This is a genomic window from Geodermatophilus sp. SYSU D00684 (assembly GCF_054050455.1).
The window spans coordinates 96,309-118,117 of the sequence record NZ_JBJGZI010000014.1; the positions used below are offsets into that span (position 1 = coordinate 96,309).

Genomic DNA, 21,809 nt, shown 5'->3' on the forward strand with positions numbered 1-21,809 from the left:
CCGCTCGGTGCGTCCCCCGTGCGACGGCCCCCGTGCGACGCCCGGACGCTAGACCCGCCGGCGGACCGGGAGAAGGGCCCGTGGTCCACCGGGCGCGGACCCATCGACCCCGGTGCCGCCCGGTCGTAGCGTTCGTGGTCCCACGGGGGCCGGACAGACGCCGTCGGCGGGAGGCTCGCCATGTTCGCTCAGGTCATCCAGGGCAGGACGACGGACACCGAGGCCGTGTTCTCGGCCGTGGAGGACTGGGTGGCGCACCTGTCGCCCGGCGCGGAGGGGTGGCTCGGCAGCACCACCGGCGTCACCGACGACGGCTGGTTCGTGACGGTCGTCCGCTTCGAGTCGGCCGACGCCGCCCGCCGCAACTCCGACCGCCCCGAGCAGGGCCGGTGGTGGGAGGGGGTCCGGCACCTGTTCGAGGGCGAGCCCACGTTCCTCGACAGCGAGGACGTCACCGCGGACGTGTACGGCGACCCGGACCGGGCCGGCTTCGTCCAGGTCGTGCAGGGCCAGGTCACCGACGTCGCGCGCGCGAGGGAGCTCCTGGGCCAGGCGCCGCGGGAGCTGATGGCGGAGTTCCGGCCCGACGTCCTGGGCTCCCTGCTGATCGCCCACGAGGACGGGCGCTGGGTCCAGGTCGGCTACTACACCTCGGAGGCCGAGGCCCGCGAGGGCGAGCGCAGGGAGCCCCCGGCGGAGTGGCGGGAGGTCATGGAGGAACTGACGCGGCTGGCGAAGGAGCCGCCCACCTACCTCGACCTCCGCGGGCCCCTCCTGCACTCGCCGGGCTGAGCCGCCGGCCCGGGTGCCGCGCCCGCACCGGGTCCTGGTGCCCTGTCCCGGCCCCCGGGAGCGGTCTACGTTCGCGGGTGCCGGCTCTCCCGTCGGGGCGGTGCGACATGACCGAGCGCCCGTACGACGTCATCGTCGTCGGAGCCCGCTGTGCGGGCTCCACGACCGCGATGCTGCTGGCCCGCCAGGGCCACCGGGTCCTGGTCGTCGACCGGGCCACCTTCCCCAGCGACACGGTCTCGACCCACCTGGTCCACCCCCCGGGGGTGGCGGCGCTGCGGCGCTGGGGTCTCCTCGACCGGGTCGTCGCCTCCGGGTGCCCGGCGATCGACACCTACGCGTTCGACTTCGGGCCCTTCACCCTCGCCGGGGCGCCGGGCACCCCGGAGAGCCCGGTCGCGTACGCCCCGCGGCGGACGGTGCTGGACGAGCTGCTGGTCGAGGCGGCGGCCGGGGCGGGCGCCGAGGTCCGGCAGGGCTTCCCGGTCGACGAGCTGCTCGTCGAGGACGGCGTGGTCGTCGGGGTCCGCGGCCACGGCCGGGACGGGCGCCGCCCGGTCGACGAGCACGCCCGGGTGGTCGTCGGCGCGGACGGCCTGCACTCGCTCGTGGCCCGGGTCGTCCGCCCGGAGCAGTACCGGGAGCACCCGCCGCTGCTGTGCGGCTACTACGCCTACTGGAGCGGCCTGCCGATGCACGGCCGGTGGGAGGCCTACGACCGCCCGGAGCGGGCCTTCGCCGCGTGGGCCACGAACGACGACCTGACGCTGGTCATCGCGGGGTGGCCGTACCGGGAGTTCCAGGCCAGGAAGCGAGACCTCGAGGGCACCTACCTGCAGACGCTCGACCTGGCTCCGCCGTTCGCCGAGCGGCTCCGTGCGGCCACCCGGGAGACCCGCCTCGTCGGTGCGATCGTGCCGAACTACCTCCGCACGCCCCACGGGCCCGGCTGGGTCCTGGTCGGCGACGCCGGATACAACAAGGACTTCGTCACGGCGCAGGGCATCCAGGACGCCTTCCTGGACGCCGAGCTGTGCGCCGGCGCGCTGCACGAGACCCTCACCGGCGGGCGCCCGTTCGACGTCACGCTGGGCGAGTACCACGCCCGCCGGGACGCCCGCGTCCTGCCGATGTACGAGTTCACCCTCCAGTTCGCGTCCCTGGAGCCGGCGGCGCCGGAGCTGCAGCAGCTGCTCGCCGCCGCCTCCGGCAACCGGGAGGCGATGGACCGGTTCGCGCGGGTCAACGCCGGGGTCGAGTCACCGGCGGACTTCTTCGCGCCGGACAACGTCGAACGGATCCTGGCCGCGGCGCAGCGGCCGCCGGGTCCCCGTGCGCCGGACGGCCCGGTCGCGGTCGGCTGACCCCGCACCCGCCGGGCCCCGCCCGGTCCGGTCGGGGCCGGTCGAACAGCAGGGTGTCGAGCAGGACCAGTCGCTCCCCGGTGCCGCTGAACACCACCTCGGTGCTGACCACGAAGCTCGGCAGCCGGACCGGGTGTCCGCGGCTGCCGGCCACCTCCGCGCCGCGCGCCTCGACCGGGCCGTGCAGCTCCGCCAGCGGGACCGCGGGGGCCGGCGGGCGGACCGCGCCGAGGGCCTCGGCGAGCTGGCGGGCGGTGCCGCTGGGCACGTCGGGCCTGCCGGCGCTCGCCCTCGCTGCGCGACGCCGGCGCCTCCGACAGCGCCCGGCCGGCGGCGGACCGGGACACCCCCGCGGTGAGCGGCAGTTCCTCCGCGGCGTCGACGGCGGCCAGGATGGGCGGGCGCGGTCCAGCCGGTCACGCCGGCGAAGCAGACCCGGATCACGGACCGACCCCAGGGTCGACACCTCGCGGAGGAGCCCGGCATGAGCACGGTCGAGTACGAGCAGCGGGACGACGTCGCGCGGATCCGGCTGGCCGACGCGGAGCGGGGCAACCCCCTCACGCCGGCGACGGTCGCTGAGCTGGGCCGCGCCGTGCGCCGGGCCCGCGCCGACGATGTGCACGTCGTGGTGCTCTCCGCCGCCGGCCGGACCTTCAGCGTCGGCGGGGACGTGTCCGCCTTCGCCGCCGCCGAGGACGTCGAGCAGATGGTCGACGACCTGGCCGAGTCGCTGCACCGCGTCGTCAGCGACCTGCACCGGATGGACGCGGTGGTGGTCTCGGTCGTGCAGGGCACCGCGGCCGGCGCCGGGGTGCCGCTGGCCGCGGCGGCCGACCTCGTGCTCGCCGCCGGGTCGGCGCGGTTCACCCTCGCCTACACGCGGATCGGCTTCTCCCCGGACGGCGGCAGCACGCTGCTGACGGCCTCGGTCGGGCTGCACCGGGCGCTGCACCTGGCGCTGCTCAACCCCGTCCTGTCCGCGGAGGAGATGCGGGCCATGGGGCTGGTGACCCAGGTCCACCCGGACGCGGAGCTCGACGCGGCCGTCGAGGACGTGGTCGCGGCGCTGCGGTCGGGCTCGCGGACGGCGCAGGTGGCGGCCAAGCGCCTCCTGCGGGAGACCGCCACACCCGCCGCGGAGGCGGCCCTGCGGCGCGAGACCCTGTCGATCCGGGCGCTGGCCGGGGGTCCCGACGGTCGGGAGGGCGTGGCGGCGTTCCTCGGCAAGCGCCCGCCGCGCTTCCCCAGCAGCACCCCCTGATCCCGGCGCAGGGGCCTCCGACCGGCCCTTCCCCGCCACCCCGACCGGGGTCGGGAACGGCTCCCGGCGGCCCCGTCACGGCCGGGTGGCGCGGCGCGGCCGGGGTGCCAGGCTGTGGTGTGCGTCACGTCCGACCCTTGTCCCTCCGGCGGAGCTCTGGTTCCCTCTTCCGAAGTGGGTCTCGAATGACGCAACAGTGATTGGGGGACGTCATGGTGGAACCACGCGAACCCATCCCGCCGTCGCGCCGGCCGGACCGGTCCGAGGCGGTGGAGGCCGGTCCGGCGGAGGCCGGCGGCGGCGCAACCCGGGAGGACCGCCCCGTCGTCGTCCACGCCACGGACGTCACCGTGACCGGGACCCACCCGGCGATCGCCGAGCCGCCTCCCTGCGTCGCCGACCGGTACTGGGCGGTCGACCGGGTCCTGTTCGCCGTCGCCGCGGCGATGGCGCTGGGCTTCGTCGCCTGGGGGTTCGCGACCCCCACGGGCCTCGGCACCGCCAGCAGCTCGGTCCTCGGCTGGATCACCGGCAACCTCGGCTGGCTGTTCGTCCTGCTGGCCTCGGCCTTCGTCGTGTACGTGATCTGGCTGGCGGCCGGCAGGTACGGGCGCATCCCGCTCGGGCGCGACGACGAGCGGCCGCAGTTCCGCACCGTCTCGTGGATCGCCATGATGTTCAGCGCCGGCATGGGCATCGGGCTGATGTTCTTCGGGGTCGCCGAGCCGGTGTCACACTTCGTCGCCCCGCCGCCGCTGACGACCGGGGCCGAGACCTCCGAGGCGATCCAGACGGCGATGGCGACCACGCTGTTCCACTGGACGCTGCACCCGTGGGCGATGTACGCCGTCGTCGGCCTGGCGATCGCCTACGGCACCTTCCGGCGCGGCCGCCGGCAGCTGATCAGCTCGGCCTTCATCCCCCTGCTCGGTGAGCGGCGGGCCACCGGTCCGGCCGGCCGGGTCATCGACGTCCTGGCGATCTTCGCGACGCTGTTCGGGTCGGCGGCCTCCCTCGGTCTCGGCGCCCTGCAGATCGGCAGCGGGGTCGAGATCCTCGGCTGGGCCGGGGACGTCGGCAACGGCGTCCTGGTCGCGATCATCGCGATCCTGACCGCCGCCTTCGTCGCCTCGGCCGTCTCCGGCATCGAGCGCGGGATCCAGTGGCTGTCCAACACCAACATGGTGCTGGCCCTGCTGCTCGCGGTGTTCGTCTTCGTCGTCGGCCCGACGATCTTCATCCTGAACCTGCTGCCCGACGCGGTCGGCAGCTACTTCTCCGACCTCGGCGAGATGGCCGCGCGCACCGAGGCCACCGGCGGCGACCCGATGGCCACCTGGCTGCGCGGCTGGACGGTCTTCTACTGGGCCTGGTGGATCAGCTGGACGCCGTTCGTCGGGCTGTTCATCGCGCGCATCAGCCGCGGCCGGACCATCCGGCAGTTCGTCACCGGCGTGCTCCTCGTGCCCAGCCTGGTCAGCCTGGTGTGGTTCGCGGTGTTCGGCGGGGCCGGGATCGCCGCCCAGCGCAGCGGCGTCGACGTGGCCGGCCAGGCCACCACGGAGGGCCAGCTGTTCGCCGTCCTGGAGCAGTACCCGCTGGCCACCGCCGCGACCGTGCTCGTGATGGTCCTGGTGGCGATCTTCTTCGTGTCCGGTGCGGACGCCGCCTCCATCGTCATGGGGTCGCTCTCCCAGCGGGGCACGCTGGAACCGAGCCGCTGGGTCGTCGTCTTCTGGGGCGTGGTGATGGGCTCCGTCGCGGCGATCATGCTGCTCCTGGGGGAGGACGGCGCCGCCCTGACGGGGCTGCAGAACCTGACGATCATCGCGGCGCTGCCGTTCGCGCTGGTGATGGCGGCGATGGCGGTGAGCCTGGTCAAGGACCTCCGACGTGACCCCGTCGTGCTGCGGGGCAGCTACGCCACCCTGGCGATCGAGCAGGCCGTGGTCGACGGCATCAAGCGCCACGGCGACGACTTCGTCCTGGTCGTGGAACCCGCCCCGAGCGCTCCGGGTGCGGCCGGGGTGCCGGCGCCGTCGTCCCCGGCCGACGCCGAGCCGGAGAGCCGGCGGCCGGTCACCGCGACGGGCAACTTCGTGGTGCCGCCGGGGGGCACGGCCGTCCCCGCCCGGGAGCCGGGCCAGTCCGAGGCGGAGTCGATCGGCCGGCCGCTCGGCCCGCGCGACTGACGGGCCCCGCCGCCCGCCCGCTCCCGGCCGCACCGCCGGGGGCGGCCGGGAGCGGGCGGCCGGTCCCGGCGGTGCGGCCGGCCCGGCGCGTGCTCTCGGCCGGAGGGACCGGCCAGGACTCAGGAGGCGGTCGGCACGGCAGCGCGCAACTGCCGGCGCCACCGGGTGAACAGGCGCGGCTGGTCCATCCCGAGGACGGCCACGGGGCGTCCCTCGCGCTCGTAGACCACCAGGAAGCAGCGGTCGGCGCAGCTGCCCTCCAGCACGCGGGCGACGTCGCCCTCGCGGCGCGAGCCCGCGAACTGGATGCGGGTGCCGTACTGGTCGGACCAGAAGTACGGCACCGGCGCCGGCGCGGGCGTCCCGGTGCCCAGGAGCGTGGCGACCGCGGTGGCCGGCTGCTCGAGGGCGCTGGTCCAGTGCTCGGTCCGGACGTGCCGCTCCGCGGCGGGCGACCACGCCGCGGCGCAGTCGCCGACCGCGACCACGCCCGGGGTGTCCGTCGCGCCGCGGGCGTCGGTGAGGACGCCGTCGCCGAGGGCCACGCCCGACCCGGCGAGCCACTCGGTGTTCGGGACGGCCCCGATCCCCACGACCACCACGTCGGCGGGCAGCCGCGTGCCGTCGGTGAGCTCGACGGTCTCGACCCGGCCGCTGCCGACGAGCCCGGCGACGCCGGTGCCGGCCAGCAGGCGGGTCCCGTGGTCCGCGTGCAACCCGGCGCAGACCGCGCCCATCTCGGCGCCCAGCGGGCCGGCGAGCGGAACGGGCAGGGCCTCGACGACGGTGACCTCCAGCCCCAGCCTGCGGGCCGTGGAGGCGACCTCCGCCCCGATGAAGCCGGCGCCGATCACCACGAGGCGGCCGCCGGCGGCCAGGTCCTCGCGCAGGGCGATCGCGTCGTCCAGGGAGCGCAGCACGTGCACGCCGGCGAGCCGCTCGCTGCCGGGCAGGCGCCGGGCGCGGGCGCCGGTGGCGACGACGACGCTGTCCGCGCGGACCTCGCCGCCGTCGTCCAGCAGCACCGAGCGGCCGGCCCGGTCCAGGCCGACCGCCCGGGTGCCCAGCCGCCACTCGAGGTCGAGGCCCTCGTCGTCGGGCGTGCCCAGGGCGACGTCCTCCAGCGACGCCGCGCCGGCCAGGAACTCCTTGGACAGCGGCGGGCGGTCGTAGGGGGCGTGCGGCTCGTCGCCGACGACCACGACCCGGCCCTCGTAGCCCTGGTCCCGCAGGGCGCGGGCCGCGGAGAGGCCGGCCAGGGAGGCCCCGACGACGGCGACCGTGGAGGTCACGCGGCCCCCTCCTCCCCGACGTCCGCGGGCTGGACGTACAGGAGGCCGTCCTCGACCACGACCCGGTGCGTGCGGACCGGCGTCCTGGCCGGCGGGCCGGACACCTTCCCGGTGCGCAGGTCGAAGCAGGAGGCGTGCAGGGGGCACTCCACGGCGCAGCCCTCCAGCCACCCGTCGGCCAGCGAGGCGTCCTGGTGGGTGCACGTGTCGTCGATCGCGTAGAACTCGCCGTCGACGTTGAAGACCGCGATGGGCTCGTCGGCCTCGACGCGGATCGCCTCGCCGGGCGGCAACGCGCTCGTGGGGCAGACCGGGATCATGGGCGCTCCAGGCTCACTGTTGCGAATGTTGCAACGATGCGCTGATAGCGCAACAGCATGGAGGTGTGACGTCGCCCCGTCAAGAGACGGGCCGACCCCCGCCGCCCGCCACCTACGCTGAGGTCATGAACGGGCCGCAGGAGGAGAACGGGGAGCGGAGTTCGGTCGCCGTCGTCCAGTCCGTGGACCGGGCCCTGAGCGTCCTGGAGATCCTCGCGGCCCAGGGGGAGGCCGGGGTCACCGAGATCGCCGCTGACCTCGGGGTGCACAAGTCCACCGCCTTCCGGCTCGTGGCCGCGCTCGAGAACCGGGGCTTCGTGGAGCAGCTGGCCGACCGCGGCAAGTACCGGCTGGGCTTCGGCGTCGTGCGCCTGGCCGGCGCGGCCGCCGCGCAGCTGGACATCGCCCGGGAGGGGCGGCCGATCTGCCAGGCGCTGGCCGCCGACCTCGAGGAGACCGTCAACATCGCCATCCTCGACGGCGATCGCGCCGTGAACGTCAGCCAGGCCCGCGGGCCCGCGGCGCTCAGCACGCACAACTGGGTGGGGCAGGGCACCCCGCTGCACGCGACGTCGAGCGGCAAGGTGCTCCTGGCCCACGCGCCCGACACCGTCCGCAAGGGCGTGCTCTCCCGCGACCTGCAGCGCTTCACCGCCGCCACGGTCACCGACCCCGAGGCGCTGCGGCAGGAGCTGGACCGGGTCGTCGAGCGGGGCTGGGGTTCCACGGTCGAGGAGTACGAGGTCGGGCTCGACGCCGTCGCCGCGCCGGTCCGGGGTGCGGACGGGGACGTGGTCGCCGCCCTCAGCGTCTCCGGGCCGTCCTTCCGGATGGGCCCGGAGGACTACCCGGCGATCGCCCGGCGGGTGGTCGCCGGCGCCGACGAGCTGAGCCGGAGGCTGGGCTTCTTCCGCCAGCCCCGCTGACCCGGCGGCGTGCGCCCCGGGGATCGGCGCACATCCGGACTGTTGCATCTGACGCGATGCGCTGATTAATGTGCAACACACCGGTCGTCTGGACCCGCTGCGGACGGCGACCGGGGTTCGTCGCAGGCGATGCGTCGTGCGACGTCGAGCGTGTCCTCCACGCTGCACCGCCCGACGGAACCCCGAGGTGCCGTATGACCACCACCGACCGGCCCGCGAGCCTCATCCCCACGCTGCCGGGCCACTACTACACCGACCCCGCCGTCTTCGCGCTGGAGCAGTCCCGCGTCTTCGAGGACATGTGGTTCGGCGCCGTGCGCTCGAGCGACCTCCCGACGCCCGGGTCCTTCAGGAAGGTCCAGGTGGGGCGGGAGAGCGTGCTCGTGGTCCGCAGCCGGGACGGGCGCCTGCGGGCGTTCCTCAACGTCTGCCGGCACCGCGGCGCGCAGATCTGCACGGAGGACCAGGGCACGGTCAAGCGGGCCTTCCAGTGCCCCTACCACGCCTGGACCTACGACCTCGAGGGCAAGCTGGTCGCGGCTCCCAACCTGACGAAGATGCCCGACGTCGACCGCGTCGCGTACGGCCTCGTGCCGGTGGCCCTGCGCGAGTGGCTGGGCTACGCGTGGGTGTGCCTGGCGGCGGAGCCCCCGTCCTTCGAGGACGAGGTGGTGGGTGCCGTCGCCGAGCGGCTCGGGGACGCGCGGGCGATCGAGCGCTACGAGCTCGACTCGCTGTCGGTCGGTCGCCGCATCACCTACGACGTCCGGGCCAACTGGAAGCTCGTCATCGAGAACTTCATGGAGTGCTACCACTGCGCGACGATCCACCCGGAGCTCACCGAGGTGCTCCCCGAGTTCGCCGACGGGTACGCCGCGCAGTTCTTCGTCGGCCACGGCGCCGAGTTCGGGGACGACGTCCAGGGCTTCACCGTCGACGGCGGCGAGGGCTTCGACCGGCTCCCGGGCGTCGAGGAGGACCAGGACCGGCGCTACTACGCCATCACGGTCAAGCCGACCGTCTTCGTCAACCTGGTGCCCGACCACGTCGTCTTCCACCGGATGTTCCCGGTGGCGGTCGACCGCACGATCATCGAGTGCGACTGGCTGTACTCGCGCGAGGTGGTCGAGTCGGGCCGGGACGTGAGCCGGTCGGTGGAGCTGTTCCACCGGGTGAACGAACAGGACTTCGCCGCCTGTGAGCGGACCCAGCCGGCCATGTCCTCCCGCGCCTACGCCGACGGCGGGGTGCTGGTGCCCTCCGAGCACCACATCGGGCTCTTCCACGAGTGGCTGACGCAGCGACTGTCGGGCTGACCCGGCACGTTCCGCCGGGGGCCGGGAGGGCGACGTCCTCCCGGCCCCACCGTCGTCCCGCCGGCGCGGGGCCCGTCGAACGTCCGCGGGCCTGACGGCGAGCTCGACCGGCCCGGGCTGCGTGTGCCCGTCCTCTTGACCCCGGCCGACTGCCGTCCTACGGTTGCACGACTGATATACCAGTCATCGCACGATCCCCTGACAGGGAGGACCCGGCATGGCCGTCCAGGTCGACACCGCTCCGTCCGCGGCGGCCGGCGTGCTCGACCGGCCGCTGGCGGACACCGACCCGGAGGTCGCCGCCGCGATCTCCGCCGAGCTGACCCGGCAGCAGACCACGCTGGAGATGATCGCCAGCGAGAACTGCGCCCCGGTGGCGGTCATGCAGGCCCAGGGCTCGGTGCTGACCAACAAGTACGCCGAGGGCTACCCGGGCCGGCGCTACTACGGCGGCTGCGAGCACGTCGACGTCGTGGAGCAGCTGGCGATCGACCGGCTGACGTCCCTGTTCGGGGCCGAGTACGCCAACGTGCAGCCGCACTCCGGCGCCCAGGCCAACGCCGCGGCGATGTCCGCCCTGCTGGAGCCCGGCGACACCGTCCTGGGGCTGGACCTCGCCCACGGCGGCCACCTGACCCACGGCATGCGGCTCAACTTCTCCGGGAAGCTCTACGACGTCGCCGCCTACCACGTGCGCCGCGAGGACCACCGGGTCGACATGGCCGAGGTGGCCGAGCTGGCGCGGGAGCGGCGGCCCAGGCTGATCATCGCCGGCTGGTCGGCGTACCCCCGCCACCTGGACTTCGCCGCGTTCCGCCGGATCGCCGACGAGGTCGGCGCCTACCTGATGGTGGACATGGCGCACTTCGCCGGGCTCGTCGCCGCCGGGCTGCACCCCTCCCCGGTGCCGCACGCGCACGTGGTCACCTCGACCACCCACAAGACCCTCGGCGGCCCGCGCGGCGGGTTCGTCCTCGCCACGGCCGACCTGGCGAAGAAGTTCAACTCCGCGGTCTTCCCCGGCCAGCAGGGCGGCCCGCTGGAGCACGTGATCGCCGCCAAGGCCGTCGCCTTCAAGCTGGCCGCGCAGCCGGCGTTCCGGGAGCGCCAGGAGCGCACCCTCGCCGGCGCCCGGATCCTGGCCGAGCGGCTGCTGGCCCCCGACTCCCGCGCGGCGGGCATCGGCGTGGTCAGCGGCGGCACCGACGTCCACCTCGTGCTCGTGGACCTGCGGGAGTCGGAGCTCGACGGCCGGCAGGCCGAGGACCGGCTGCACTCCGTCGGCATCACCGTCAACCGCAACGCCGTGCCCTTCGACCCCCGCCCGCCGATGGTCAGCTCGGGCGTGCGCATCGGCACCCCGGCGCTGGCCGCCCGCGGCTTCGACGTCGACGACTTCGCGGAGGTGGCCGACGTGGTCGCCGCCGCGCTGCGGCCCTCGGTGGACGGGGAGGTGCTCGCCGGCCTCCGCGCGCGGGTGACCCGGCTGGCCGGCCGCCACCCGCTCTACCCCGACCTGACGGAGGTCCCGTGAGCCCCCGCACCCCCGGCGCCGACCTGCCCGAGCACCCGGACTCCCTCTGGCGCGACGCGGACCCGAAGCGCTCCTACGACGTCGTCGTCGTCGGCGGCGGCGGGCACGGCCTGGCCACCGCCCACTACCTGGCGCAGAACCACGGCATCACCGACGTCGCGGTGCTGGAGAAGGGCTGGCTGGCCGGCGGCAACATGGCCCGCAACACCACGATCATCCGGTCCAACTACCTGTGGGACGAGAGCTCGGCGATCTACGAGCACTCGCTGAAGCTGTGGGAGGGGCTCGAGGAGGACCTCGGCTACCCGATCCTGTTCAGCCAGCGCGGCGTGCTCAACCTCGCCCACACCCTGCAGGACGTCCGCGACAGCGTGCGTCGGGTCGAGGCCAACAAGCTCAACGGCATCGACGCGGAGTGGGTCGAGCCGGACGAGGTCCGCAAGCTCTGCCCGGTCGTCAACACGTCGGCCGACATCCGCTACCCGGTCCTGGGCGCGACGTACCAGCCGCGCGCCGGCATCGCCAAGCACGACTACGTGGCCTGGGGCTTCGCCCGCCGGGCGCACCAGGCCGGCGTCGACCTCGTCCAGGACTGCGAGGTCACCGGCTTCGCCACCGACGGCGACCGGGTCACCGGGGTGCACACCTCCCGCGGCACCATCGCCGCCGGCAGGGTCGTCCTCTGCGCGGCCGGTCACACCTCCGTGCTCACCGACATGCTCGGCATCCGCGTGCCGCTGCAGAGCCACCCGCTGCAGGCGCTGGTCTCCGAGCTGCTCGAGCCGGTGCACCCCACGGTCGTCATGTCGAACGCGGTGCACGTGTACGTCTCCCAGGCGCACAAGGGCGAGCTGGTCATGGGCGCCGGCATCGACTCCTACAACGGCTACGGCCAGCGCGGCGCCTTCCACGTCATCGAGCGGCAGATGGCCGCCGCCGTCGAGCTGTTCCCGGTGTTCGCGCGGGCGCACCTGCTGCGCAGCTGGGCCGGCATCGTCGACGTCAGCCCCGACGCCTCACCCGTCGTCGGCCGTGCCGGCTACGACAACCTCTACCTCAACTGCGGCTGGGGCACCGGCGGGTTCAAGGCCACCCCCGGCATCGGCTGGGCCCTGGCGCACACCGTCGCCCACGACGAGCCCCACCCCTTCGTCGCCCCGTTCGGCCTCGACCGCTTCGTCACCGGCGCGCTCGTCGACGAGCACGGCGCGGCCGCCGTCGCCCACTGAGCCGTCGCCCACCGAGCCGTCGCCCACTGATCGAGGAGTCCTCCGTGCAACTCATCGCGTGCCCGTGGTGCGGCCCCCGCGAGGAGGTCGAGTTCGCCTACGGCGGGCAGGCCCACGTCCCGTACCCGGACGACCCCGCCGGGCTCTCGGACGAGCAGTGGGCGCACTACGTCTTCTTCCGCGGCAACACCAAGGGCCGCTTCGCCGAGCGCTGGCACCACAGCGTCGGCTGCCGCCGCTGGTTCACCGCGATCCGCGACACCGCCACCTACCGCTTCGAGCGCGTCTCCCGCCCCGACGACCCGAGGCCGGTGACCCCGTGACCGGCCCGTTCCGCACCGCCGAGGGCGGCCGCATCGATCGCGGCACCACCGTCGAGTTCACCTTCGACGGGCAGACCCTCCCCGGCCACCCCGGCGACACCCTGGCCTCCGCACTGCTCGCGAACGGCCGGCACCGGGTCGCCACCAGCGTCAGGCTCGGCCGGCCCCGGGGCATCGCCGCGGCCTGGGCCGAGGACCCGGGCGGGCTGGTGCAGATCGAGGAGCCCTTCCCCGAGCCGATGCTGCTGGCCACCACCGTCGAGCTCTCCGACGGGCTGGCCGCCTCCGGCCTGCCGGGACGGGGCCGTCTGGCCGACGTCCCCGACTCCGCCCGCTACGACGCGGTCCACCACCACGTCGACGTGCTGGTCGTCGGCGCCGGACCCGCGGGGCTGGCCGCCGCGCTCACCGCCGCCCGGGCCGGGGCCCGCGTCGCGCTGGTGGACGAGCAGTCCGAGGCCGGCGGCTCGCTGCTGTCGGGCACCGACCGGCTCGACGACGCCCCGGCGCCGGACTGGGTGGCGGAGGCGGTCGCGGAGCTGGCCGCGCACCCGGAGGTGCGGCACCTGCAGCGCACCACCGCGTTCGGCAGCTACGACGACGGCTTCGTCCTGGCGCTCGAGCGGCGGACCGACCACCTCGGGACGGCCGCGCCCCGCCACCTGTCCCGGCAGCGGGTGTGGCGGTTCCGGGCCCGCAGGGTGGTCGTCGCGACCGGGGCGCACGAGCGCCCGGTCGTCTTCGCCGACAACGACCGCCCCGGGACCATGCTCGCCGGCGCCGCCCGCACGTTCCTGCACCGCTACGGCGTGCTGCCCGGCCGCGAGGCCGTCGTCTTCACGACCAACGACAGCGCCTACGACGCGGCCCTCGACCTCTCCCGGGCCGGGGTGCGGGTGCAGGCGGTGGTCGACGCCCGGCCGGCGGGCTCGCCGCGCCGGTCCGAGGAGTGCGAGCGGGCCGGGATCCGGGTCCTGCCCGGCGCCGTCGTGACCGGCACGCGGGGCGTCGAGCGGGTGACGCACGCCCTCGTCGCCCCGTACGCCGACGGCGAGGCCGGCGTGAGCAGCGCGATCCCCTGCGACCTGCTGCTGGTCAGCGGGGGCTGGAACCCCGCGGTGCACCTGTTCAGCCAGGCCCGCGGCCGGCTCCGCTACGACGAGGCCCTCGGCGCCTTCCTCCCCGGGGAGGAGCTCGACGGGCTGGCAGTCGCCGGCTCGGCCGCCGGCGTGACCCACCTGGCCGGTTGCCTGGCCGACGGGCAGCGGGTGGCCCGCGCGGCCCTGACCTCGCTGGGGATCGCGCCGGCGGGGGAGGACCGGCTGCCCACCGCCCCGGAGCCCGTCCCGCCGGCCGCGCCCCTGGTGCTGTGGCGGGTGCCGGACACCTCCGGCGCCGACGGCAGCACGCAGTTCGTCGACCTGCAGCGCGACGCGACGGTCGCCGACGTCGTCCGCGCGGTCGGCGCCGGCCTGCGCTCCATCGAGCACGTCAAGCGCTACACGACCATCGGCACCGCGCACGACCAGGGCAAGACCTCCGGCGTCCTCACCTCCGGGATCGTCGCCGAGCTGCTCGGGGTCCCGGTGCAGGACACCGGCACGACCACGTTCCGGCCGCCGTACACCCCCGTGGCCTTCGCCGCGCTGGCCGGCCGCGACCGCGGCCGGCTGTTCGACCCCGAGCGGGTCACCGCCCTGCACGGGTGGCACGTGGCGGCCGGGGCGGTCTTCGAGGACGTCGGGCAGTGGAAGCGGCCCCGCTACTACCCGCGCCCCGGGGAGGACATGGCGGCCGCCGTCCTCCGCGAGTGCGCCGCCGCCCGCACCGGCGTCGGCATCCTCGACGGCTCCACCCTCGGCAAGATCGACGTCCAGGGCCCCGACGCCGCCGTCCTGCTGGACCGGCTCTACACGAACCTGATGAGCAGCCTGAAGGTCGGCTCGGTCCGGTACGGCGTCATGTGCGGCGTCGACGGCATGGTCGTCGACGACGGCACGGTGCTGCGCCTGGCGGAGGACCGCTTCCTCGTCCTCACCACCACCGGCGGCGCGGCGAAGGTCCTCGACTGGATGGAGGAGTGGCTGCAGACCGAGTGGCCGGACCTGCGGGTCCACTGCACCTCGGTCACCGAGCAGTGGGCCACCCTCCCCGTCGTCGGCCCCCGCTCCCGCGACGTCGTCGGCGCCGTCTTCCCCGAGGTGGACGTCTCCGCCGAGGCGTTCCCCTTCATGACCTGGCGGGACACCGGCCTCGAGGGCGTGCCGGTCCGGCTGGCCCGGATCAGCTTCTCCGGCGAGCTGGCGTTCGAGGTCTACGTCAACCCCTGGTACGCGGTCGCGGTGTGGGAGCGGCTGCTCGAGGCCGGCCGCCCGCACGGCATCACGCCCTACGGCACGGAGACGATGCACGTCCTCCGCGCGGAGAAGGGCTACCCGATCATCGGGCAGGACACCGACGGCACCGTCACCCCGCACGACCTCGGCATGGCCTGGGCGGTGTCGAAGAAGAAGCCGGACTTCGTCGGCAAGCGCTCGTTCGCCCGGCCGGCCAACCAGGACCCGTCGCGCAAGCAGCTGGTCGGGCTGCTGCCGGTGGACCGGGAGACCGTGCTGCCGGAGGGCTCGCAGATCGTCGAGTTCGCCGCCGACGGCGAGCTGCCGCCCCCGCCGGTCCCGATGCTGGGCCACGTCACCTCCAGCTACCGCAGCGCCGAGCTCGCCCGCCCCTTCGCGCTGGCCCTGCTCAAGGGCGGCCGGGACCGCATCGGCGACACCGTCCACGTCCCCGTCGACGGCACCCTCGTCCCGGTCGAGGTCACCGGCTCGGTGCTGGTCGACCCGGAAGGAGCTCGCCGCGATGGCTGAGCTGACCCGCACCCACCCCCTCGAGGCGTGGACCGGCGCCTTCCAGGGGCTGCCCGGGACGATCGGCATCACCGCCGAGCCGTTCGTCGCGACGGTCGACGTCCGGCTCGGCGCGGTGGACGCCGCGGCGACGGCGGCACTCGGCGTCGCGCTGCCGACGACCCCGAACACCTGGGTGCCGGCCGGCGCCGGGCGGGCCGTCTGGCTCGGCCCCGACGAGTGGCTGCTCACCAGCACCACCGAGGCCCCCGAGGAGCTGGAGGCCCGGGTCCGCGCCGCCGTCCTGCCGCTGGGCGGCTCCGCGACCGACGTCTCCGCCCAGCGGATCGGCCTGCGGCTCACCGGTGCGCGGGTGCGCGACGTCCTGGCCAGGGGTTGCGCGATCGACCTGCACCCGCGGGTGTTCGGCCGGGGGAGCAGCGCCCAGAGCACGCTGGGCCGGGCGGGCGTCGTCCTGCTCGGCCTGTCCGACACCGGCGACGACGTCGTCGTCCTCGTCCGGTCGTCCTTCGCCGGCTACCTGGCCGACTGGCTGCTCGACGCGGCCCTCGAGTTCACCCCCACCACCGCTGGTCAGGAGTAGAGCCATGTCCACCACGCCTCGTGTGGTCGTCATCGGAGCGGGCATCGTCGGCGCCAACCTGGCCGACGAGCTGACCGCCCGCGGCTGGGACCGGGTCACCGTGGTCGACCAGGGCCCCCTCCCGCTGACCGGCGGGTCCACCTCGCACGCCCCCGGGCTGGTCTTCCAGACCAACGCCTCGAAGACGATGACCGCCTTCGCGAGCTACACGGTCGAGAAGCTCCTCGGCCTCGACGTCGACGGCGCCTGGTGCTTCAACCAGGTCGGCGGCCTCGAGGTGGCCACCACCCCGGAGCGGCTGGCCGACCTGCACCGCAAGCAGGGCTGGGCCACCTCCTGGGGCGTCGAGGCGCGGGTGGTCGACGTCGACGAGTGCGTGCGGCTGCACCCGCTGCTCGACGCCGGCCGCATCCTCGGCGGCCTGCACGTCCCCACCGACGGCCTGGCCAAGGCCTCCCGGGCGGTCGTCGCCCTGGCCCGCCGCGCCGAGGCGCGGGGCGCCCGCTTCCGGGGCTCGACCCGGGTGACCGGCATCGAGCAGGCCGGCGGCCGGGTGACCGGGGTCCGGACCCCGGACGGCGTCATCCCCGCCGACGTGGTCGTCTCCTGCGCCGGCTTCTGGGGCCAGGAGCTCGGCGCGATGGTCGGGATGGCCGTCCCGCTGCTGCCGCTGGCCCACCAGTTCGTCTGGACCGGTCAGGTGCCCGACCTCGTCGGCCGCAACGACGAGCTCACCGAGGCGAGCCTGCCGATCCTGCGCCACCAGGACCAGGACCTCTACTTCCGGGAGCGCGCCGACCGTCTCGGGATCGGGTCCTACGCCCACCGGCCGATGCCGGTCGACCTGCGCGAGCTGCCCCAGGACGACGGCGTCCGCGAGTCCGCGATGCCCTCGATGCTGCCCTTCACCGAGGAGGACTTCGCCCCGGCCTGGGAGCAGAGCCGGCTGCTGCTGCCCTCGCTGCGCTCGGCGAAGGTCGACACCGGCTTCAACGGCGTCTTCTCGTTCACCCCCGACGGCGCCCCGCTGGTCGGGGAGTCGCGGGACGTCGCCGGCTTCTGGATCGCCGAGGCGGTCTGGGTGACGCACTCGGCCGGGGTGGCCCGCTCGGTGGCCCAGCTGCTCGTCGACGGCCGCAGCGAGGTCGACCTGCACGGCTGCGACGTGCACCGCTTCGAGGACGTGCAGCTGGCGCCGGAGTACGTCAGCGAGACCTCGCAGCAGAACTTCGTCGAGGTCTACGACGTGGTCCACCCGCTGCAGCCCCGGCTCTCGCCGCGCGACCTGCGGGTCAGCCCCTTCCACGCCCGGCAGCAGGAGCTCGGCGCGGTCTTCCTCGAGGTCGCCGGCTGGGAGCGGCCGCACTGGTACGAGGCCAACGCCGGCCTGGTGGACGAGCTGCCCGCGGAGTGGGTGCCGCCGGAGCGCGACGCGTGGGCGGGGCGGTTCTGGTCCCCGATCGCGGCGGCCGAGGCGTGGCGGACCCGCACCGCCGTCGCGATGTACGACATGACGCCGCTCAAGCGGCTCGAGGTCAGCGGCCCCGGCGCCCTCGCCCTGCTGCAGCGGCTGACGACCGGCGAGATGGACAAGTCCGTCGGGTCGGTGACCTACGCGCTCGCCCTCGACGAGGCCGGCGGCATCCGCAGCGACCTCACCGTGGCCCGGCTCGGGGAGCAGCTGTTCCAGGTCGGCGCCAACGGCCCCCTCGACCTCGACCACCTCCTGCGCCAGGCGCCGGACGACGGCAGCGTGCTGGTCCGCGACGTCACCGGCGGCACCTGCTGCATCGGCCTGTGGGGCCCGCGGGCCCGCGACCTGGTCCAGCGGGTCAGCACCGACGACTTCTCCCGGGACGGGCTGAAGTACTTCCGCGCGAAGCGGGCCCGCATCGGGGGAGTGCCGGTGACGGCGATGCGCCTGTCCTACGTCGGCGAGCTCGGCTGGGAGCTCTACGCGAGCGCCGACACCGGCCGGCGGTTGTGGGACGTGCTGTGGCACGCCGGCCAGGACCTCGGGGTGGTCGCGGCGGGCCGCGCGGCCTTCAACAGCCTGCGGCTGGAGAAGGGCTACCGCGCCTGGGGCCACGACATGACCACCGAGCACGACCCGTACGAGGCCGGTCTCGGGTTCGCCGTCCGCCGGCAGAAGCAGGCCGACTTCGTCGGGCGGGCGGCGCTCGCCGGCAGGAGCGAGGACACCGTGACCCGCCGGCTGTCCTGCCTGACCGTCGACGACGGCCGCAGCGTCGTCCTCGGTCACGAACCGGTCCGCGTCGACGGCGTTCCGGCCGGCTACGTGACCAGCGCGGCGTTCGGGCACACCGTCGGCAGGCCGATCGCGTACGCCTGGCTGCCGGCCTCGGCGACCGTCGGCACGAGGGTCGAGATCGAGTACTTCGGCCGCCGTGTCCCGGCGACCGTCGCCGCCGAGCCGCTCGTCGACCCGGAGATGACCCGCATCCGCGGCTGAGGGGAGACCCCCGTCGCCGCCCCGCGCGAACGGCGGGGGCGGGGTGTCGGCTCAGATGACGGCGCGGATCGTCCGCTCGAAGCCGAGGACGTGCTCGCGGGCGAGGTCGTCGGCCCGGTCGGCGTCCCCGGCGGCGATCGCCCGCAGCAGCTCCACGTGTTCACGGACGTGCACGTCCACCGTGGGGAGCCGGTCGAGGAACAGGCAGAAGATCCGTGTCGCCAGGTTGTCGTAGCGGATCAGGACGTCCTCGAGGTGGGGGTTGCCCGCGGCCCGGTAGATGGTCCGGTGCACGGCGAGGTCCCACCGCATGAGCTCGGCCCGGTCGACCTCGGCGACGTCCAGCTGCTCGATGTGCGCGGCCAGCTCCTCGAGGCCGGCCGCCCCGGTCCGGGGGGCGCGCTCGGCGGCCCGGCGGGCGGCCAGCGGCTCGAGCTGCGCCCGGATCTCGGAGATGTGCGCCAGGTCGGAGATGTCCATGCCGGTCGCGAACGTGCCCCGCCGCGGGTAGGACACCACGAGCCGGTCGCCCTCCAGCCGCTTGAGCGCCTCGCGGACCGGGGTCCGGCCCACCCCCAGCGCCCCGGCCAGCTCGTCGTCGTCGATCGGGTCGCCCGGCCGGATGTCCAGCATGATCAGCCGGTCCCGGATCGCCACGTAGGCCCGGTCCGCCAGGGAGGTGGCGGCCGAGGGGTCCGACTCCAGCGGTGCGGCGGTCACGCGCAGATCGTAGAGGCGGACGGCCATCGGGTCTTGCCTCGCCAGAGGGATCGACATACCGTGATCCTAGTACTGATATACCAATCCCCTGTTCACTTCTGTGGCAGTTCACGTCGCGGTGGGGGAGAGGGAGGCACGGGTGACCATCAGCGCCTTCGACCTCTTCAGGGTGGGGATCGGCCCGTCCAGCTCACACACCGTCGGGCCCATGCGGGCCGCCCGCGCCTTCGCCGCCCGCCTGGCCGGGGAGGGGCTGCTCGGGCGGGTGGCCGGCGTCCGGTGCGAGCTGTTCGGCTCGCTCGGCGCCACCGGGCACGGCCACGGCACCGTCCCGGCCGTCGTCCTCGGCCTGGAGGGCGAGCAGCCCGACCTCGTCGACCCGCGCGCGGCCGGGCCGCGGGTCGAGACCGTGCGCCGCGAGGGCCGGCTGCTGCTGGCCGGCACGCGCCCCGTCGCCTTCTCGGTGGACGACGACGTGGTTCTGCACCGGCGCCGGCGGCTGGACTTCCACAGCAACGGCATGCGCTTCGTGGCCGTGGACGCCGCGGGCGCCCCGCTCTGCCGCCGCGAGTACTACTCGGTGGGCGGCGGCTTCGTCCTCGACGAGGACGAGGCGCGCGCCCCGGTGGCCGTCGAGGTCGGCTCGCCGGTGCCCTTCCCCTTCCGCACCGGCGAGGAGCTGCTGGCGCACACCCGGGAGACCGGGCTGCGGATCAGCGACGTGGTGCTGGCCAACGAGCTGACCCGGCGGAGCGAGGCGGAGGTCCGCGCCGGGCTGCTGCACGTCTGGGCGGTGATGCAGGAGTGCGTGGACCGCGGCACCCGGACCACCGGCGTCCTGCCCGGGGGCCTCGCGGTCCGCCGGCGCGCGGCCGCGCTGCGCGCCCGGTTGGAGACGGGCGCGGACGAGACCGACCCGCTGCGCGCGATGGAGTGGGTCACCCTCTACGCCCTGGCGGTCAACGAGGAGAACGCCGCCGGCGGGCGGGTGGTCACCGCGCCGACGAACGGCGCCGCCGGCATCGTCCCGGCCGTCCTGCACTACTACCGCGACTTCGTCGGCTCCTGCTCCGAGGACGGGGTGGTGCGTTTCCTGCTCACCGCCGCGGCGATCGGGCTGCTGTTCAAGGAGAACGCCTCGATCTCCGGCGCGGAGGTGGGCTGTCAGGGCGAGGTCGGCTCGGCCTGCTCGATGGCCGCCGCGGGCCTGGCCGAGGTCCTCGGCGGGACGCCGGAGCAGGTGGAGAACGCCGCCGAGATCGGCATCGAGCACAACCTCGGCCTCACCTGCGACCCGGTGGGCGGGCTGGTGCAGATCCCGTGCATCGAGCGCAACGCCGTCGGCTCGATCAAGGCGATCACCGCGGCCCGCATGGCCGTGCGCGGGGACGGCCGGCACCACGTCCCGCTCGACACGGCCATCAAGACGATGCGCGAGACCGGCGCCGACATGAAGGACGCCTACAAGGAGACCGCCCGTGGCGGGCTGGCCCTCAACCTGGTCGAGTGCTGAGGAGGCACCCGTGTCCCACCCGTTCACCCTCACGCTCAGCTGCCAGGAGCGCCCCGGCATCGTGCACGCGGTCAGTTCGTTCCTGTTCGAGCACGGCTGCGACATCGTCGAGCACCAGCAGTTCGACGACGCGGTCCGCGGCCAGCTGTTCCTGCGGACGGCGTTCGTCTGCGCGCAGGACACCGACGCCGACCGCCTGTCGGAGGGGTTCCGTGCGGTGGCCGACGAGTTCGGCATGGCGTACCAGGTCACCGGCGGCCAGCCGCAGCGCGTGCTCGTCATGGTGTCCAGGCTCGGCCACTGCCTCAACGACCTGGTCTTCCGGTGGCGGGCCGGCAGCCTCGGCGCCGACCTGGTCGCCGTGGTCTCCAACCACGAGGACCTGCGCCCGATGGCCGAGGCGGCCGGGCTGCCGTTCTCCCACGTGCCGGTGACGCCGGCGACCAGGCGCGAGGCCGAGGCGCGGCTGCTCGAGCTGGTCGACGAGCACCGGGCCGACCTGGTCGTGCTCGCCCGGTACATGCAGGTGCTCTCCGACGAGACGTGCGCCGCCCTGCACGGCCGGATGATCAACATCCACCACTCGTTCCTGCCGGGCTTCAAGGGCGCCAAGCCCTACCACCAGGCCTTCGACCGCGGCGTGAAGCTCGTCGGCGCGACGGCCCACTACGTCACGCCCGACCTGGACGAGGGGCCGATCATCGAGCAGGAGGTCATCCGCATCGACCACACCTTCGACCCGCGCGCCCTCGCCACGGTCGGCCAGGACGCCGAGGCCCTGGCCCTGTCCCGGGCGGTGCGCTGGCACAGCGAGCGGCGGGTGCTGCTCAACGGCAACAGCACGGTCGTCTTCCGCTGATCCCGGCCGACCGCAGGCGCGGCATCCTGCCGGGCCCCCGCTCCCAACGGGCCGCTCGACGCGCTGACCTGCGCTCTCGTGGCCACGGGCGGACCGGCGCGGGACGCCGGGTCAGGCGTTCTCGTCGGCCGGCTTCCGGGCCCGGACGGCTGGACCCGCATCGGCTCGCCCGGCATCTTCGGGGAGCGAACCACGAAAGCGCTGTTCAGACCGGCACAACCGCAGGTCGGCGTCGAGCGTCA

General features: G+C 74.7%; 17 protein-coding genes. 14 read left to right on the top strand and 3 right to left on the bottom strand.

Going from position 1 to position 21,809, the window contains the following annotated elements; all coding sequences use genetic code 11:
- The first annotated feature begins 180 nt into the window (after positions 1 to 180).
- From ACI79L_RS12275 to ACI79L_RS12290, 4 genes are all read left to right on the top strand, one after another.
- On the top strand, positions 181 to 792 hold the full coding sequence (locus tag ACI79L_RS12275; protein WP_456937054.1) for a hypothetical protein: 612 nt from the start codon (positions 181 to 183) through the stop codon (positions 790 to 792).
- 107 nt (positions 793 to 899) lie between these two features.
- The gene (locus ACI79L_RS12280; protein WP_456937055.1) at positions 900 to 2,156 is read left to right on the top strand and encodes an NAD(P)/FAD-dependent oxidoreductase; all 1,257 of its coding nucleotides are present in this window, start codon (positions 900 to 902) and stop codon (positions 2,154 to 2,156) included.
- A gap of 484 nt (positions 2,157 to 2,640) precedes the next feature.
- On the top strand, positions 2,641 to 3,420 hold the full coding sequence (locus tag ACI79L_RS12285) for an enoyl-CoA hydratase/isomerase family protein (RefSeq protein WP_456937056.1): 780 nt from the start codon (positions 2,641 to 2,643) through the stop codon (positions 3,418 to 3,420).
- 350 nt (positions 3,421 to 3,770) lie between these two features.
- Positions 3,771 to 5,612 carry a BCCT family transporter gene (locus ACI79L_RS12290; RefSeq protein WP_456937057.1) on the top strand — a complete coding sequence of 614 codons (1,842 nt, stop codon included), beginning with the start codon at positions 3,771 to 3,773 and terminating at the stop codon, positions 5,610 to 5,612.
- Between the two features lie 119 nt (positions 5,613 to 5,731).
- On the opposite strand, the gene ACI79L_RS12295 is transcribed toward ACI79L_RS12290, so the two are convergent.
- Complete coding sequence (locus ACI79L_RS12295) at positions 5,732 to 6,904, bottom strand: NAD(P)/FAD-dependent oxidoreductase (RefSeq protein WP_456937058.1); 1,173 nt, start codon at positions 6,902 to 6,904, stop codon at positions 5,732 to 5,734.
- Positions 6,901 to 7,224: a bifunctional 3-phenylpropionate/cinnamic acid dioxygenase ferredoxin subunit gene (locus ACI79L_RS12300; RefSeq protein ID WP_456937059.1), complete on the bottom strand. Its 324-nt coding sequence runs from the start codon at positions 7,222 to 7,224 to the stop codon at positions 6,901 to 6,903. The genes ACI79L_RS12295 and ACI79L_RS12300 overlap by 4 nt, the downstream gene beginning before the upstream one ends.
- 125 nt (positions 7,225 to 7,349) lie before the next feature.
- On the opposite strand from ACI79L_RS12300, the gene ACI79L_RS12305 reads away from it, so the two are divergent.
- From ACI79L_RS12305 to ACI79L_RS12340, 8 genes are all read left to right on the top strand, one after another.
- Positions 7,350 to 8,150: an IclR family transcriptional regulator gene (locus ACI79L_RS12305; RefSeq protein ID WP_456937060.1), complete on the top strand. Its 801-nt coding sequence runs from the start codon at positions 7,350 to 7,352 to the stop codon at positions 8,148 to 8,150.
- Positions 8,151 to 8,344: 194 nt separating this feature from the next.
- Positions 8,345 to 9,466, top strand: coding sequence for an aromatic ring-hydroxylating oxygenase subunit alpha (locus tag ACI79L_RS12310; RefSeq protein WP_456937061.1), 1,122 nt, complete (start codon positions 8,345 to 8,347; stop codon positions 9,464 to 9,466).
- A gap of 217 nt (positions 9,467 to 9,683) precedes the next feature.
- Positions 9,684 to 11,000 carry a serine hydroxymethyltransferase gene (gene glyA, locus ACI79L_RS12315; protein ID WP_456937062.1) on the top strand — a complete coding sequence of 439 codons (1,317 nt, stop codon included), beginning with the start codon at positions 9,684 to 9,686 and terminating at the stop codon, positions 10,998 to 11,000.
- Entirely contained in the window at positions 10,997 to 12,229 is a 1,233-nt protein-coding gene (locus ACI79L_RS12320; protein ID WP_456937063.1) for a sarcosine oxidase subunit beta family protein, read from the top strand. The genes glyA and ACI79L_RS12320 overlap by 4 nt, the downstream gene beginning before the upstream one ends.
- A 44-nt stretch (positions 12,230 to 12,273) precedes the next feature.
- A complete protein-coding gene (locus tag ACI79L_RS12325) occupies positions 12,274 to 12,552 on the top strand; it encodes a sarcosine oxidase subunit delta (RefSeq protein WP_456937064.1) in 279 nt (92 codons plus the stop codon).
- Positions 12,549 to 15,419 (top strand): 2Fe-2S iron-sulfur cluster-binding protein, encoded by a 2,871-nt coding sequence (locus tag ACI79L_RS12330; protein ID WP_456937065.1) that lies wholly within the window; start codon positions 12,549 to 12,551, stop codon positions 15,417 to 15,419. The genes ACI79L_RS12325 and ACI79L_RS12330 overlap by 4 nt, the downstream gene beginning before the upstream one ends.
- Positions 15,412 to 16,002, top strand: a complete 591-nt coding sequence (locus ACI79L_RS12335) for a sarcosine oxidase subunit gamma (RefSeq protein ID WP_456937066.1) — start codon at positions 15,412 to 15,414, stop codon at positions 16,000 to 16,002. Before ACI79L_RS12330 ends, ACI79L_RS12335 begins: the two co-directional genes overlap by 8 nt.
- Before the next feature lie 4 nt (positions 16,003 to 16,006).
- Entirely contained in the window at positions 16,007 to 18,475 is a 2,469-nt protein-coding gene (locus ACI79L_RS12340) for a GcvT family protein (RefSeq protein WP_456937067.1), read from the top strand.
- A gap of 51 nt (positions 18,476 to 18,526) precedes the next feature.
- Here ACI79L_RS12340 and ACI79L_RS12345 read toward each other — a convergent pair whose 3' ends face one another.
- Positions 18,527 to 19,195 (bottom strand): GntR family transcriptional regulator, encoded by a 669-nt coding sequence (locus ACI79L_RS12345; RefSeq protein ID WP_456928597.1) that lies wholly within the window; start codon positions 19,193 to 19,195, stop codon positions 18,527 to 18,529.
- A 139-nt stretch (positions 19,196 to 19,334) separates the two neighbouring features.
- Between ACI79L_RS12345 and ACI79L_RS12350 the strand changes: the two genes are divergently transcribed.
- Positions 19,335 to 20,708 carry an L-serine ammonia-lyase gene (locus tag ACI79L_RS12350; RefSeq protein WP_456937068.1) on the top strand — a complete coding sequence of 458 codons (1,374 nt, stop codon included), beginning with the start codon at positions 19,335 to 19,337 and terminating at the stop codon, positions 20,706 to 20,708.
- 10 nt (positions 20,709 to 20,718) lie between these two features.
- The gene (gene purU / locus ACI79L_RS12355) at positions 20,719 to 21,567 is read left to right on the top strand and encodes a formyltetrahydrofolate deformylase (RefSeq protein WP_456928595.1); all 849 of its coding nucleotides are present in this window, start codon (positions 20,719 to 20,721) and stop codon (positions 21,565 to 21,567) included.
- The last annotated feature ends 242 nt before the right edge of the window (positions 21,568 to 21,809 follow it).